The following is a 15,465-nucleotide window of genomic DNA, read 5'->3' on the forward strand; positions in this document are numbered from 1 at the left end:
AAATTTTGCTAATTTTTGTAAATTATAATATAATACTTAAAACCCATTAATGAATTGAGGAATATATGAAAATAGGTATTAGTGATATTAGGATTTTTTTACCTTTTAATTACTTAGACTTTTCTGTCCTTTTAGAAAATCCTTTATATTCTTCTAATGAAGTTTTCTTTAAAAAAATCAACAGAGCAATAGATTCAACCTTGCAAAAAGGTTTTAGATTTACTAGTCCTAATGAAGACAGTGTAACTATGGCAAGTTCAGCTGTTAAACTTCTTTTTGATAACAATAATCTTGATTTAAGCAAAATTAGAATGCTTTTAGGTGGAACTGAGACAGGGGTAGATCATTCAAAGGCAATTTCTTCTTATGTTTTTGGAGCTTTAAAGCAGGCTGGTATTTGCTTAGGGAATAATTTTTTAACTTTTCAGGTGCAACATGCGTGCGCGGGTGCTGCAATGTCTTTACACAGCGTAGCAAGCGTTTTAAGCTATTCTAATGATTCTGAATATGGAATAGTTTTTTCTTCAGATATTGCGCATTATAGCAATCTTACTACGGCTGAGATTACCCAAGGAGCTGGTGCAACTGCAGTTCTTGTTGAGAAGAATCCAAAGCTTCTTTCTATCAATTTATCTGAATTTGGAGTTTATACCGACGATGTCGATGATTTTTTTAGACCTTTTGGGAGCGTTGAGGCTAAAGTGCGAGGTCAGTATTCAGTTGAATGTTACAATAATGCAAATGAAAATGCTTTAAGAGATTTTGCTGCTAAAAAACAGCTTAGCATGAGAGATTTATTTTCTAATTATCGATTTGTTTTGCATGTTCCTTTTGCTAAGATGCCGATAGATTCAATGCATTATATTTTAAAAAAATATTATAGTGATGACGAGTCTGTTAGAAATTCGTATCTAGAATCGATAGATTTTTATGATGGAGTTGAAGCTGCTATGGAAGTAGGGAATTTGTATACGGGTTCAATTTTTCTATCATTGGCATTTTATTTGAAAAAAGTATTTTCCAAGAAAGATATTTCAGGAGAAAAGATCTTGTTTTGTTCTTATGGATCTGGCAATATTATGATTATTTATGAATTTACCATTGAAAAAGGTGCTTTTAATATTGTTAAATTATGGGATCTTGATGGACTTATAAGAAATAGAAATGATGCAAGTTTTGAAGAATATAAAGATTTTTTTCAAAATAAAATAGTTCCTGGTGAATCTAAAGGATTTTATTTGAAAGAATTAAGGGATGATGGATACCGAGTTTATGGGTATCGAGCCTAATATATTAGAAAATAAAAAAAGGCATATTGAAATTTGTTTAAATAAAAGCGATGTTAAAAGCAGCTGTAATTTTTTAAAGTTTATTAAGCTAAGACATAATGCTCTTAGTGATTTTAATTTTTCTGAGATAAAGATAAAAGAAGAAATATTTGGATACAGTATTAGCATGCCTGTTTTTATTTCTTCTATGACAGGGGGTAGTAAGGAAGGGAATGAGTTTAATAAATCTTTGGTTAAAATTGCAAATTATTTAAAAATTCCTATTGGATTAGGCTCTTTTAAGCTTTTATTTAAATATCCCCAGTACATAAGAGACTTTGCCCTTAAAAGGTATGCTCCTAATATTCCTCTATTTGCAAATATTGGTGCTGTTCAGATTGTTGAGTTTGGTGTTTCTAGAGTAGCTGAAATGATCAAGAGATTGGAAGTTGATGCAATCGTTGTCCACCTTAATGCGGGGCAAGAGTTAATGAATGCTAATGGAGATAGAAATTTTAAAGGAATAAAAGAATCAATAGCTAAATTGTCTGACTTTTTAAATATTCCATTGATTGTTAAAGAGACAGGTTTTGGAATTTCGCCAAACGATGTTAAAGAATTGTTTAAGCTTGGTGTTTCTTATGTTGATCTTGCGGGGAGTGGTGGAACCAATTGGGTTTTAGTAGAAGGTCTGAAAGGGAATAACCTAAATGTGGCGACTTGTTTTTCTGATTGGGGCATTCCTTCGATTTTTACTTTGCTTAGTATTGATAATTCTCTAAAATCTAATATTTTTGCATCTGGTGGGTATGAGACAGGCATGGATATTGCTAAAGGTATTGCTCTTGGAGCTAGGCTTATAGGCGTTGCTGCAGTTATTCTTAGAGTTTTTTACGATTCAGGAGAAGATGCAATATTTAGTCTTTTTTCTGAATATGAGCATGTTTTAAAAATGTCTATGTTTTTAAGTGGAAGCAAGAGCTTATCAGAATTTAAAAATAATAAGTATTTTTTAAGTAGCTATTTGCTTGCTGAGCTTGGAGTTTTTAAGCAGTTTTATGGAGCTTAGCAAAAATTTTAGACATAAAAGTGTTTTAGAAAAAAAACAAGAGATAAAAAGTTTTTTAGGTTTATCTTTTAAAGATTTTTTTTATAATAATGCCAATGAAGATTTTCTTTTAAATATGGTAGAAAATTATATTGGATATTTATCCGTTCCTATTGGAATTGTAAAAAATTTGAAGATAAATGGCAAATACTATTCTTTGCCTATTGCAACAGAAGAATCTTCTGTTGTTGCTGCCTTGAATTTTGCATCAAAAATTCTTGAAAATGCTAATTTAAAGTATTCTTTGGGCGAAGTGTTAGGAATTTCTCAAATTTATATAAAGTCTGAAAAAGATTTGAGTAAAATTTTTGTTGGTCTTGATAGTAAAATCAAAATTTGGATTGACCCTCTTTTAACTAATATGAATCAAAGAGGGGGTGGATTTAAAAGATTATCAACTAAGTATATTAAGGAGCTTGGTGTTCAGAAATTAAATCTTTATTTGGACACCTGTGATGCTATGGGTGCTAATTTGCTAAACTCAATTGCAGAGCATGTAGCAAAATGTATTTTTTTGGAGTTTGGATATGAGTGCATTTTAAAAGTTTTAAGCAATGATATTAGCGATTTTACAACTAAAGCTCGCTTTGTTTTAGATTTTAAGCACTTGTTATCAAATAGAGAGGATTCTTGGAATTTGGCTAAAAAAATTGAAATTATTTCTAGTATAGGCTTTTATGAAGAGGAGCGAGCTGTTACTAATAATAAAGGCATTATGAATGGAATAACAGGGGTGTGTCTTGCAACTTTAAACGATACAAGAGCTCTTGAAGCCGTTGTTCACAGATTTGCTTCAAAAAGCGGGAAATATCTTCCCCTTAGTAAATTTTATACTATTGATAATGCTTTGGTTGGAGAAATTGAAATTCCTTTGCAAGTTGGAATTAGAGGTGGGGTTACATCTTCTAACGAAGCTTCAATTTTAAGTTTTAAAATTATGAATGTGCACAGTAAGAATGAATTTATTGGCATTCTCTCTTGTGTAGGGCTTGCTAGTAATTTTGCTGCATTAAGAGCTCTTGCATTTGATGGGATTCAAAAAGGGCATATGAGATTACATGTTAATAAAATATTATATCTTTTAAAGACAAAGTGTAATATTTCTGATTTTGAGAAGGACAAATTATTATTAGAAATGGAAAAAGTGGGTATTTATTCTTTTGAGTTTGCTTTTAAAATTTTAAAGAGAATAAGGCTAGAGAATGAAAGTGAAGTGCAAAGCTAATGCAAATTTGGCTTTAATTAAATATTGGGGAAAGAAAGATGTTTTTTTAAATATTCCGGCAACTTCTAGCTTTGCTGTTAGTATTGATGAATTTTATTCAATAAGTGAGCTTGAACTTTCAAATCAAGATGAAATAATTTTAAATTCAAAGCCTGTTATATTGCAAAATAGAGAAAAGTTATTTTTTGATTATGCAAGAAAAATTCTTAACGAACCAAATGTTAGATTTAAAATTAAAAGTGAAAACAATTTTCCAACAGCAGCAGGTCTTGCAAGTTCAAGTTCAGGTTTTGCTTCTATTGCTGCTTGTATTTTAAAATATTTTAATAAATATTCTTTTAATATTGCGTCGGATCTTGCAAGAGTGGGCTCAGCTTCTGCAGCAAGGTCTATTTACGGAGGGTTTACTATTTTAAAAGAAGGTTCAAAAGAATCTTTTCAGTTGAGAGATCAATCTTATTTTAATGATTTGCGCATAATATTTGCCATAGTTGATACTAATGAAAAAGAATTATCCTCAAGAGTTGCAATGGGTATTTGCAAACAGCAAGGATTTTATTATGATGCTTGGATTGCTTCTAGTAAACATATTTTTAAAGATGCTTTATATTTTTTTTTAAAAAAAGATTTTATACATTTTGGAGCAAATATTGTAAAAAGTTATCAGAATATGTTTGCCTTAATGTTTGCATCTTCTATTTTTTATTTTAAAAGTAGTACAATAGATTTAATTAAATATGCTGCTAATTTGAGAAGTGAGGGAATTTTTGTGTTTGAAACAATGGATGCAGGTCCGCAGGTAAAGTTTCTTTGTTTAGAAGAAAATTTAAATGCCATTTTAAAAGGACTTAAGCAGAATTTTGCTGATATTAATTTTATTGTTTCAAAGGTTGGATGTGGCTTAGAATGGATTTGATTAGTTTTTCTGTACCTGGAAACTTGCTTTTAATGGGGGAATATACTATCTTGGAGGAAAAGGGATTGGGATTAGCAATTGCCATCAACAAGAGAGCATTTTTTTCATTTAAAAAGAGCGATTCTTGGCGTTTTTTTAGCAAAAAGAAAGAGATAGACGATTTTTCTTTAATAGAGAATAAAAATGATTTTGTTTTTAAAATGTTTGCTTACTTAAATCAAAATTATTTTTTTAATTTAGAAAGTTTTTCATATGATGTTTATATTGATACAAGCAATTTTTTCTTTAATGATGGTATTAAAAAGGGATTTGGGTCAAGTGCTGTTGTTGCTATTGGCATAGTATGTGGACTTTTTTTAATTTCTAATGCTACTAATGTTGTTGAAAAAGATAAAATTTTTAGATATTGTTTAGAAGCTTACAGGCATTCTCAAGGGGGAATAGGCAGTGGGTATGATATTGCTACCAGTATTTTTGGGGGTGTTGTTAAGTTTGAAGGTGGTTTTACTCCTAAGTACAGACGGTTAGATGCTGTAGAATTTAATGATTTTTATTTGATGCAGGGTTTACAAGCAGTTAAAACCACTACTTCTATTTGTGAGTACAATAAACACAGAGATTCTATTTTAGATTTTATATTTAAATGCAATTTGGAGATGAAAAAACTTGTTTTAAGTATTGGTAGTTCTAAATCTGTATTAATTGCTAGTTTAAAAAGGGCTAAAGAATTAGGATTGGCAATTGGAGAGGCAATAGGAGTTTCTGCGGCTTTGCCCTCAAGTCTTGAGCATCTTCAGGATAAATGTGATTTGATTAAGGCTTTGGGAGCTGGAAATGAAACGTTTTTAGTTTACAGGCCCAATATTAGAGCTTTTGATTTGTCAAAGATTATTCCAATCGTTTTAGAGCATGAAAGCATTAAATTTGAAAGCATAAAATGTCAAGGATAAGAAAGCCCTCTAAAATATTATTTCTGGGAGAACATAGCGCTGTTTACGGATTTCCAGTCATTGGAGCTACAGTCCCGATTTATATGGACCTGGTTTACAAGTTGTCTAAAGATTGGAAATATTTAGGAAAACCCAGTATAAGATTAAATAGCTTGATAAGCTTTATTGTTTCAAATTACAATAAAGTTAATCCAATCGAGTTTACTGTAATTTCTGAAATTCCTATTGGGGTTGGTCTTGGTTCTTCAGCCAGTCTTAGTTTGTGTTTTGCAGAATATATTACAAATCATTTTGAATATAAAGATTGTAATAAAATTTTGTTGGCAAATCAAATCGAAGACATTTTTCATGGCAAATCTTCTGGGATGGATATTGGGTTAATTGAGCTTGGTGGAACTTTTTATTTGGAGAAAAAAGAAGGTGTTTTAAATTTTAAAAAAGTGGGAAATTCTAGTTTTTATTTTTTAGTAGGAGCAATAAAAAGAGATTTTACAACTAAAGAGATAGTTGTAAATTTGAAAAAACGGGTTTTAGCCAATCCCGATTTATTTGTTTTTATTAAAAAACTTGGTTCTGCTGTAAATAATGCTTCTGTTTTTTTCCAGAATAATGATGTATATTCTTTAGCTAATGAAATGAATTTTGCGCATTACTGTTTAAAATGCTTGGGGTTGTCTAACGATACTCTTGATTGGTTGATACGTAAAGGACTAAAATTGGGTGCTCTTTCTGGCAAATTAAGTGGCTCTGGTAAAGGGGGAGCATTTATTTTCCTTTTTGAAAGTCAGCAAAAGGCTAATTTAGTTAAAATAGAATTAAATAATATACTTAAGAATTCTAGAATAGATTTGGCTTTGGAGTTAAAATTAATTAAAGCTTAGGGTATTTTTGGGCCCAGAGAGATTCGAACTCCCGACATCCTGCTTGTAAGGCAGGCGCTCTGACCAACTGAGCTATGAGCCCTTTTCACTACTAAGTAGTATACAGTATAAGTTTTAGTAGTGTCAATTCTTCTCTTTTCTTTTTCCAAAAAGAACCACAAATATATTTATATTGGTATTTGTTTTTAATCTATAGCCACCTATTCTATTGGTATCTGTATTAATAAGAGCTTCTTTGTGACTTGGGCTGTTAAGCCATGCATTGACTACGTTGTTAAGTTCGATTCCTGATGCTAGTATCTCTCTTGTTAAATTAAAGGATTTGTCATATTTGTGTATTCTTTGCATTGGAGTTGTTCCAAAAAGGGTGTGGGTGAGTGTGTTATTTTCACCTAGTTTGATTGCATATTCTTTTGCAACTTTTTCAAGAGTATCATCTATTTCTAAATGGTTTAGATTTAAATTCTTTCTCAATTCATCAATTTCTGAATATAGGATTTTCACATCTTCTTTTGTATCTACTGGGTGTATTGTATTTAAATTGCATGCTTGAGACAATAATAGTGCAAAAATAAAAATCAATTTTTTCATTAAAGATCCTTTTTATTTATTGTGGTATTAAAACTATAATTATACCGCATTATGTATTATAATGATTATATCAAGGGGATAGTGATGGAAAAATATTTGAATTATATAAAAAAGGATGATTTAGAAAAAATACACTTTAAGTTGCAAGAGCTTCTAGCAAGTTTGCATATTTTTTATTCTAATTTAAGAGGTATCCATTGGAATATAAAAGATATCAATTTTTTTGTTATTCATGAAAAAACCCAAAACCTTTATGAATATATTGAAAAGATTATTGATATTGTTGCAGAGCGTTCAAGAATGCTTGGATATGATTCTGAATTTAGATATTCTGAGTTTATGAAAAAATCCTTTATTAAGGAGCTTGATGTTGAATCAACTTCTAATTTTTTACTTTCAATGAAAAGTATTGTTTGCAGTCTTACTGGAATTTTGAAAAATATTTTTGAAATGAGAAAATTAATTGATATTGCTTGTGATTATGGTACTGCTAATATTATGGACGACATTATGAGTGATCTTGAAAAGCATTTGTGGATGCATAAAGCATTGCTTGAAAATTGTGACTGTCCTTGTCATGATGGGCACAAATGTTGTGAGGATGATATAAAATAACAACTTTATAAAGGGTTTAGCTTGTTTAATGGTTGGTTTATCTATATTAAATCCGTAGTTGTGTGTTGGGGGTTTTATGGGTATTAGGAATATTGGAATTATGGCTCATATCGATGCTGGCAAAACCACTACTACAGAGAGAATTATTTATTATACCGGTAAGAGTCATAAAATGGGGGATGTGGATTCTGGAAACACTGTTACAGATTGGATGCCTCAAGAGCAAGAGAGGGGAATTACGATTAGTTCGGCTGCTATTACTTGTTATTGGAAGGATTGTCAAATAAACATTATTGATACTCCAGGGCATGTTGATTTCACAGCGGAGGTTGAGAGATCTCTTAGAGTTCTTGATGGTGGTGTTGTTATTTTTAGTGCTGTTGATGGGATTCAGGCTCAAACAGAAACTGTGTGGAGACAGGCAGAAAAATATGAAATTCCACGACTTGCTTATGTTAATAAAATGGATAGACTAGGAGCTAATTTTTTTAAGGTTGTAGGAGATATTGAAAATAAGTTTAAAACCATTCCTTTAGTTTTGCAAATTCCAATTGGGAATGAAGGCAATTTTGAAGGAGTGGTTGATATTATTTTGAATAAAGAGCTTCATTTTGAAATGGAAAATGGAGTTCCAAAATTAACTTATAGTCAAATTAGAGAAGAATTTGTTGAAAAAACAATGTTTTTTAAGAGAAAATTAATAGACACTCTTAGTCAATTTAGTGAAGAAATTACCGAATTATTTCTTGAAGATAAAGAGATAGGTTTAGATGTTATTAAAAGTGAGATTAGAAGGGGTACTATTTCTAGATTTATTGTTCCTGTTTTAATGGGAACTAGTTTGAAAAATATTGGAATAGAACCTTTGATTGATTCAATTGTAGATTACTTGCCAAGTCCTTTTGAAAAAAGCTTTAATGCTTTTTCTTTGGATGAAAATAAAAAAATTTTAATTAATCCTAATGAGAATAAAAAGTTATCAGCGCTTGTTTTTAAAGTTCAATATTCAAGTGTAATTGCTGCGCATCTTTATTTTGTTAGAGTTTATTCTGGCGAGATTAATTCTAGTCAAAAAATTATGAATGCTTCAAATGGTAAGCGTGAAAGATTTACAAGAATTTTTAGAGTTTTTTCAAATAAAAATGAACAAATAGATTTTGTAAAAACAGGCGATATTGGTGCTGTTTTAGGATTAAAGTTTTCAGTTACAGGAGACACTCTTGTTGAAGAAAATAATAATGTTTTGCTTGAATCTGTAGTGTTTCCAGAGCCAGTTGTTTTAATGTCTGTTGAACCTGAAAGATCATCAGATGAGCTTAGCTTAAAGGAAGCTTTTGAAATAATAGCTAAAGAAGATCCCACTTTTAGTTATTCTGAGAGCAAAGAAACAGGACAACTACTTATATCTGGAATGGGTGAATTACATCTTGAGATTATTTTGACAAGAATTAAAGATGAATTTAATCTTAATGTTCATACTGGAAAACCTCAGGTGAGTTACAGAGAGAGTGCAGGTAAAATTGTAAAAGAAATTTTCGAGTTTAACAATATTTTTGCCAGCAAAAATATTAATTTTAAGATTGGAATTGTTATTAAACCTTTATCTCGGGGCGAGGGGAATAAAGTTAATTTTGAATGTGATATTGATTCTTCAATTAAGTCTGCAATATTGAAGGGAATTACAACCGCATTTGTAAGTGGAGTTCTTGGGTATCCTATTATTGATATTAGTGTTAGTATTTTTTCTATGGCTTGTGAGACCAGTAAAATTAGTGAGGGTGCTTTTGAATCAATTTCAGGATTTGCTTTTCATAGTATTTTTCAAAAATCAGAGCCAATTAAGCTTGAACCAATAATGTTGTTAGAGATTAGAACGCCTATTGAGCATACAGGAGAAATTATTTCTACATTAAATGTTATAGGGGGAATTATTCATTCAGTTAACAATATTGAAGAGTATGATTTAATAAAATCAGAGGCTGCTTTTGAGAAGCTTTTTGGATATACTTCTATTTTAAGAAGCTCTACTAAAGGAAGGGGTAGTTTTACTATGGAATTTTCTTATTTTAAAGAAAAATTAAGTTGAAGTTGCTGGGTTTTAAAGCAAAATAGTTTTTCTTGTTTTTGCTATTTTTTAAATCTAATTAATTTTTATCTATGAGTTTTATATAAAATTGATTTTATTTCTTTTTTGTTAAGCTGTTATTTTTTAATAGTTTATGAATATAACTTTATGATGTAAAATATTTTTATCCTTTAAAAAGCATTCTTGTCTTTTAGGAATTGATAGAATATTATATCAGTTTTTTGATATTATATTTTATAATATTTTTTTATTTTAAAAAATAAAGGAGGTGTATTGTGCAAGGTGAAAATATGGTTTCAATTAGAGGTGGAAATAGAAGAAAAATTCTTCTTAGCTTGAAAAATATGCAATATTCAAGAACAGACTTAGCGCGTAAGTTAACCTTAACAAATGCTGCGGTTACTATCTTAACTAATCAAATGATAAAGGAAAATCTTTTGATAGAGGTTGGTTCTAGAGTGCCTGATATAAAAAAACATGGACGAAAAGAAATACTTCTTGATATTAATAAAGATTATGCATATTCGATGGGAGTTATTATTTCTAGCAATTATTTTCAAATAGGTATTGCTAATCTTAAGTGTGAGGTTTTAATAAGTGAGACTCATTCTTTTGAACCCCCAGTTAGTGCTTATGATATTTTAGAAAAAATAAAAGATCATATGATAGAAATTATTTGGAAACATAATTTCTCAAGAGATAGGTTTATTGGTGTAGGTTTTAGTATTACAGGGTTAATAAAGGATAAAGAGTCAGGGGTTGTTAATGACAGTTATGGAGTATGGATTGAAAAAGATGTCCCTGTTAAGAGAATACTTGAAGAGTATTTTTCTCTTACAGTTTATCTTGAGAGTTATGTTAAAAATTTATCTCTTGCTGAATTTATGGGTAAAAATATAGATAATATTATGTTTTTTGATTACACAGATACTGCCGAGCTTTCTATTTGGTCAGGTGGCAATGTTTATCCTGGGTTTAATAATAAGTCGGGTATGGTTAGTCACATGATAATTGATTATGAAGGAGAAAAAAATTGTCCAACTTGTGGTAATAAAGGTTGTGTTAATATGTTGATATCTAATTTTGCTTTGCAGAGATTGATTTCAAAAGAGTTTATGAATGGTGAGATTCCTGAGCTTTATGAAAAGTATGAGGGTAGATTGAAAAAGGTTACAATATATGATGTTTTTTCTCTTTATGAAAAATATGACTTTATAAATAAAATTATGGAAGATACGGTTAAGTATTTGGCAATAATTATTATAAATATTCAAAGAATGCTTGACTTTAATTATTTGGTACTCTATGGTCAAAGTTTCAAATTGAAAGCTTTTTTTGATTTGTTAAAAGAAGAGATTAAAAAGCGAAATAAAGAGAATATAGTATTAAAGCTTAGTTCGTTAGATACTGAAGTTTCTGTTGTTGGACCCGCTTCTAGTGTTATTTTTAATAAATTTTATTTGACAGGAGGAGATATTGATTAATATTGCCTTTTTTTGTATCTTATATTTGATAAGATTATTTTTGAGAATAAAGGTTGTTTTTAATGCTTGAAAATTTGGGGTCGAATTTTAAAAATTTTATAAACTATCTTTCTGGAAAATCTACAATAAATGACAAAAACATTGCAGAGGCTATTGAGATTATTAAAAGTTCTTTAGTTGATGCTGATGTTAACTTAAGAGTTGTAAGACGGTTTTTAAATTCCATAGTTGAAGAATCCAGAGGATTAAAAGTTTTAAGAGGTGTTGATCCTAAATCTCAGTTTATTAAAATTGTCAATGATAATCTTGTTAAGTTTTTGGGGGGCAAAAATTATGAGCTTAGCTTGCATCCTATTAATAAACAATCTTATATCCTTATGCTTGGGCTTCAGGGTTCTGGCAAAACTACAACGTGTGCTAAGCTTTCTTTAAGGCTTAAAAGAGAAAATAGAAAGGTGCTTCTTGTAGCTGCTGACACATTTAGAGCAGCTGCTGTAGAGCAGTTGAAAATATTGGGTGGTCAAATAGGTGTTCCAGTATTTTCACTTGAAGGTGAAAGGGATCCTATTAAAATTGTTAAAGCAGCTATGAGGTTTGCTAAATCTGAGTTTTTTGATTCTGTAATAGTTGATACTAGAGGACGACTTGAAGTTGAATCTTTGTTGATTGAAGAGATAAAAAGAATCAAGGATATTTTGCAACCCTCAGAAACCATTTTAGTTGTAGATTCTATGATGGGGCAAGTTGCGGTAAATATTGCTAAGGAATTTAATGAAAATGTTGGTCTTACTGGTGCAATATTTTCTAAGCTTGATTCAGATACTAGAGGAGGTGCTATACTCTCATTCAAGAGTATTTGTGCAGTTCCTATTAAATTTATTGGGGTTGGAGAAAAGATTGAAGATCTTGATTCCTTTTATCCAGAAAGAATTGCTTCTAGAATTCTTGGCATGGGGGATGTTGTTAGTCTTGTAGAGAAGATGCAAAGTGTTGTTGACAAGGAAGAGGCTATTAAGCTTGAAGAGAAAATCAGTAAAGCTAGTTTAAATTTTGAAGACTATCTAAGTCAATTTAGACGTATGAGGCAAGTGGGAGGGATTGCTAATTTTTTAAGTTTTTTACCAGGTGCTTCAAAGTCAATATTGAATAGTAGCAATTTAGATGAAGAAAGTTTTAACAAAGAAGAAGCTATTATTCTTTCTATGACTAAAAAAGAAAGGATAAATCCGGTGATTTTGAACAGTCCTTCAAGAAAAAAAAGAATAGCTTTGGGAAGTGGAACAACTGTTTTTGATGTTAATAAACTCATAAAAAAGTTTAGTCAAACAATTTTGATTATGAAAAAAATGAAAAATAAAGATTTTCAAAATAAGATTGCATCCCTTTTGGGAAAATAAGGAGGAATAAATTTGAGCGTTAAGATAAGATTGAAAAGGATGGGAGCTAAAAAAAGGCCTTATTATAGAATTGTAGTGATGGATTCTGCTTCTCCTAGAGATGGTAGAGCGATTGAAGAACTTGGTTATTATCATCCTGTTGAGAAACAGAATCAAATAAAAATTAAGGAAGATCGGATGAAGGATTGGATAAGTAAAGGAGCAATTCCGAGTGATACAGTGAGAATGCTTTTGAATAAAAACAACTTGAATTTGAAAAGTCAGGAGGTTTAGATGAAAGAATATGGAAGTGAAATTGAGCTTATAGAGTTTATAGTAAAGTCTCTTGTGGATAAGCAAGATGAAGTAAAGTTAAATGTAATTGAAGGGGAAAAGTCAACTATTTTAGAATTAAGAGTTTCTCAAAGTGATGTAGGCAAAATAATTGGAAGGCGAGGCCGTATTGCAAGAGCTATTAGAACTTTGCTTGGGGCTTGTGCTGCTAAAACTAATAGGCGAGTACAATTGGAAATTTTAGATTAATTTATGTTTATTAAAGGCGTTATATTATCGTCTTATGGAGTTAGTGGATATGCTAAGGTTAAAAGCATATCCACTAATTTTTGTGATTTTGTTAACCTGAAAAACAACAAAGTTCTTTTAAAAAAGAGCAATAGTTTTCCTATTGAGATTAAAGTTGTAGATGTTAATGTGAAGGGTAATTCCTTGTTTTTGAAGTTTGAAGGGATTAATGCTCCAGAGTTAGTTAAGCCTTTAATTGGTTTTGAATTGTGGGTTGATGATTCTCTTGCATCGAGCTTGGGAGAGGGCGAATATTATTTGGGTAGATTGATTGGCTATACTATTGTTGATGGCAGTAGAAGGTTGGGGGAAGTTGTGGCTTTTTTTGAATCTTTGAATAGTGTATTTCTTGAGGTTAAAGTGGGAGTTAAATTTTTTTTTATTCCTTTTTTGAGTGTTTATATTGGCAATATAGATGAGAGAGAAAAAACAATTGAACTTAAGGTTTTAGATCTTTTAAGATGAAATTTACAGTTATGTCTCTTTTTCCAGCAATAATTAAACCATTTTTTGAAAATTCAATAATGAAAAAAGCTATTACTAAAGGAATGGTAAGTTTTGAGCTTATTGATATTAAAAATTTTTCAAAAGACAAGCATAATAGATGTGATGATGTGCCTTATGGAGGTGGTGCTGGGATGGTTTTGAAGCCTGAGCCTTTGTCTTTTGCTCTTGAACACGTAGAAGCTTCTAAGAAAACAACAATATTTTTAAGTCCTTCTGGTATAAGATATACCCAAGATTTAGCTTATTTCTTGTCAAAAAAAGAGGAAATTGTTATAATTTGTGGAAGATATGAAGGAATTGATCAACGTATTGTAGATTTGTATGTTGATTTTGAGATTTCTATTGGGGATTATATTTTGTCCTCAGGAGAGATAGCAGCTCTAGTTTTGATAGATAGCATATATAGATTGCTCGATGGAGTGATAAATCCCAATTCTTTATTGGAAGAATCATTTGGTTTGAGAAATGGATTACTTGAATATCCTCATTATACTAGGCCTTATAATTTTATGGGTATGAAGGTTCCAGAAGTTCTTGTTTCAGGTCATCATGAAAATATAAAGAATTGGAGGCTTGGCAAGGCTAGAGAAAAAACTAAGAAAAATAGATATGATTTATACCTTAAATATTTGAAGATAATAGGAGAAGATGATGGATTTGATAAGAAAAATTGAAGCTCAAAATAAGAAAAATGAGACTTTTGTCTTTAATGTGGGAGACACTGTGAAGGTTGTTTATAAAATCATTGAGGGTAGTAATGAAAGATTGCAGAGTTTTGAAGGAATTATCATTTCTTTTCAAAACAAGGGGATTGGCAAAACATTTTTGGTTAGAAAAATTTCTTCAGGAGTAGGTGTTGAAAAAATTTTCCCAGTATATTCTCCTATTATAGAAAAAGTTGAAGTTTTAAAAAGAGGAAAGGTTAGAAGAGCAAAGCTTTATTATATGAGGAATAGAATAGGTAAGGCTGCTATGAAGATTAAGGAACGTCTGAATGTTAAAAAAGTTAAACATTAGATTTTAGATAATTTGAAATCTAAAATTAAATATTTTTATAAATTGGGTTGTGAGATAAGTAGATTTTCTTAATGTTAAAAGCCATTTTTAGATGTTTTGTTGTTTTACAAATTTTTATTTGGGGTTTGCTGTTTTAAGAAATAATTTTATCAAGCTTGACCTTGATTTGTTGCAATTAAAATATTAATTGCCTGTTTTTATTGATTTCAATATGGATTAATGGTATCTTTTTCTTTTAAAAAACGTAAAATTTTAGTTTTTGTGTTTCTTTTTTTGGGAAGTAAGTATTTATTTTGTTGTCGTTAAGGAGAGTTGATTTTGAAATATACTCAAAGTAAATTTAAGGGTAATGATTTTCAAAAAGGCAATAAGCGTTTTTATGGTTTTAAGAATAAAAGGTTAAATCCTGAAAGTAAAAGCCAAAATGTTGCTCTGCCAGACAGTTCTAAGAATAGGTCAACTATTGTGAATTCAGATAAACAAAATATTTTTAAAGGTAGATTTAGGAAAAGAAGTAAAAAATTCAAAACAAGAATAACTCTTGACATTACTTGTGCTATTTGTGGGGAAAAAATAAATGATCTTGTTTTTAGCATGTCTTTAAAAGTTGAAAATGAAGATAAACCTGTTCATTTTGACTGTGTTATCAATAAATTAACGATTGAAAACAATCTCTCAAATAATGAAAAACTAGTTTACAGGGGTGTTGGTAAGTTTTTTGTTGTAGATACATCCTCTAGGGGAGAGTATTTGTATTTCAAAATCATTAGAGAAATTGAATTTGAAAATTTAGAAGAACAACCAGTATGGCGCAAAAAAATTCTTAAAGATATCAATAGAGGATTTAGGCTTTGTTGAT

Annotated in this window: 17 protein-coding genes and 1 tRNA gene; 16 read left to right on the top strand and 2 right to left on the bottom strand. The window is 30.2% G+C overall.

Going from position 1 to position 15,465, the window contains the following annotated elements; translation table 11 throughout:
• Positions 1-65: 65 nt before the first annotated feature.
• The 6 genes from OY14_03420 to OY14_03445 are packed head-to-tail and all read left to right on the top strand — an operon-like array spanning position 66 to position 6,348.
• Positions 66-1,289, top strand: coding sequence for a 3-hydroxy-3-methylglutaryl-CoA synthase (locus OY14_03420; protein ID AJA90471.1), 1,224 nt, complete (start codon positions 66-68; stop codon positions 1,287-1,289).
• Entirely contained in the window at positions 1,273-2,337 is a 1,065-nt protein-coding gene (locus OY14_03425; protein AJA90472.1) for an isopentenyl pyrophosphate isomerase, read from the top strand. The genes OY14_03420 and OY14_03425 overlap by 17 nt, the downstream gene beginning before the upstream one ends.
• Positions 2,327-3,601 (top strand): 3-hydroxy-3-methylglutaryl-CoA reductase, encoded by a 1,275-nt coding sequence (locus tag OY14_03430; protein AJA90473.1) that lies wholly within the window; start codon positions 2,327-2,329, stop codon positions 3,599-3,601. Before OY14_03425 ends, OY14_03430 begins: the two co-directional genes overlap by 11 nt.
• The gene (locus tag OY14_03435; protein ID AJA90474.1) at positions 3,579-4,517 is read left to right on the top strand and encodes a diphosphomevalonate decarboxylase; all 939 of its coding nucleotides are present in this window, start codon (positions 3,579-3,581) and stop codon (positions 4,515-4,517) included. Before OY14_03430 ends, OY14_03435 begins: the two co-directional genes overlap by 23 nt.
• Positions 4,508-5,467 (top strand): phosphomevalonate kinase, encoded by a 960-nt coding sequence (locus OY14_03440; protein AJA90475.1) that lies wholly within the window; start codon positions 4,508-4,510, stop codon positions 5,465-5,467. The genes OY14_03435 and OY14_03440 overlap by 10 nt, the downstream gene beginning before the upstream one ends.
• On the top strand, positions 5,455-6,348 hold the full coding sequence (locus tag OY14_03445; GenBank protein ID AJA90476.1) for a mevalonate kinase: 894 nt from the start codon (positions 5,455-5,457) through the stop codon (positions 6,346-6,348). Before OY14_03440 ends, OY14_03445 begins: the two co-directional genes overlap by 13 nt.
• Before the next feature lie 8 nt (positions 6,349-6,356).
• Here the strand turns inward: OY14_03445 and OY14_03450 are convergent.
• Together OY14_03450 and OY14_03455 are read right to left on the bottom strand one after the other, a co-directional pair.
• Positions 6,357-6,430, bottom strand: a tRNA-Val gene (locus tag OY14_03450).
• Positions 6,431-6,471: 41 nt separating this feature from the next.
• Positions 6,472-6,939 carry a hypothetical protein gene (locus OY14_03455; protein AJA90477.1) on the bottom strand — a complete coding sequence of 156 codons (468 nt, stop codon included), beginning with the start codon at positions 6,937-6,939 and terminating at the stop codon, positions 6,472-6,474.
• A gap of 84 nt (positions 6,940-7,023) precedes the next feature.
• On the opposite strand from OY14_03455, the gene OY14_03460 reads away from it, so the two are divergent.
• The 10 genes from OY14_03460 to OY14_03505 all read left to right on the top strand — a co-directional run bounded on the left by OY14_03460 (position 7,024) and on the right by OY14_03505 (position 15,464).
• A complete protein-coding gene (locus tag OY14_03460) occupies positions 7,024-7,554 on the top strand; it encodes a neutrophil activating protein (GenBank protein AJA90478.1) in 531 nt (176 codons plus the stop codon).
• Between the two features lie 76 nt (positions 7,555-7,630).
• Complete coding sequence (locus OY14_03465; GenBank protein ID AJA90479.1) at positions 7,631-9,640, top strand: elongation factor G; 2,010 nt, start codon at positions 7,631-7,633, stop codon at positions 9,638-9,640.
• A gap of 275 nt (positions 9,641-9,915) precedes the next feature.
• Complete coding sequence (locus tag OY14_03470; GenBank protein ID AJA90480.1) at positions 9,916-11,124, top strand: XylR family transcriptional regulator; 1,209 nt, start codon at positions 9,916-9,918, stop codon at positions 11,122-11,124.
• Between the two features lie 62 nt (positions 11,125-11,186).
• Positions 11,187-12,521 (top strand): signal recognition particle, encoded by a 1,335-nt coding sequence (locus OY14_03475; protein ID AJA90481.1) that lies wholly within the window; start codon positions 11,187-11,189, stop codon positions 12,519-12,521.
• 12 nt (positions 12,522-12,533) lie between these two features.
• Positions 12,534-12,794 (top strand): 30S ribosomal protein S16, encoded by a 261-nt coding sequence (locus tag OY14_03480; protein ID AJA90482.1) that lies wholly within the window; start codon positions 12,534-12,536, stop codon positions 12,792-12,794.
• Positions 12,795-13,043 carry an RNA-binding protein gene (locus OY14_03485; protein ID AJA90483.1) on the top strand — a complete coding sequence of 83 codons (249 nt, stop codon included), beginning with the start codon at positions 12,795-12,797 and terminating at the stop codon, positions 13,041-13,043. It abuts the gene before it with no gap.
• 3 nt (positions 13,044-13,046) lie between these two features.
• Positions 13,047-13,547, top strand: coding sequence for a 16S rRNA-processing protein RimM (gene rimM / locus OY14_03490; protein AJA90484.1), 501 nt, complete (start codon positions 13,047-13,049; stop codon positions 13,545-13,547).
• Positions 13,544-14,263: a tRNA (guanine-N1)-methyltransferase gene (locus tag OY14_03495; GenBank protein AJA90485.1), complete on the top strand. Its 720-nt coding sequence runs from the start codon at positions 13,544-13,546 to the stop codon at positions 14,261-14,263. Before rimM ends, OY14_03495 begins: the two co-directional genes overlap by 4 nt.
• Complete coding sequence (locus OY14_03500) at positions 14,241-14,606, top strand: 50S ribosomal protein L19 (GenBank protein AJA90486.1); 366 nt, start codon at positions 14,241-14,243, stop codon at positions 14,604-14,606. The genes OY14_03495 and OY14_03500 overlap by 23 nt, the downstream gene beginning before the upstream one ends.
• A 318-nt stretch (positions 14,607-14,924) precedes the next feature.
• Positions 14,925-15,464 (top strand): hypothetical protein, encoded by a 540-nt coding sequence (locus OY14_03505; GenBank protein AJA90487.1) that lies wholly within the window; start codon positions 14,925-14,927, stop codon positions 15,462-15,464.
• Position 15,465 lies beyond the last annotated feature (1 nt).

Source organism: Borreliella chilensis, from assembly GCA_000808095.1.
GTDB lineage: Bacteria > Spirochaetota > Spirochaetia > Borreliales > Borreliaceae > Borreliella > Borreliella chilensis.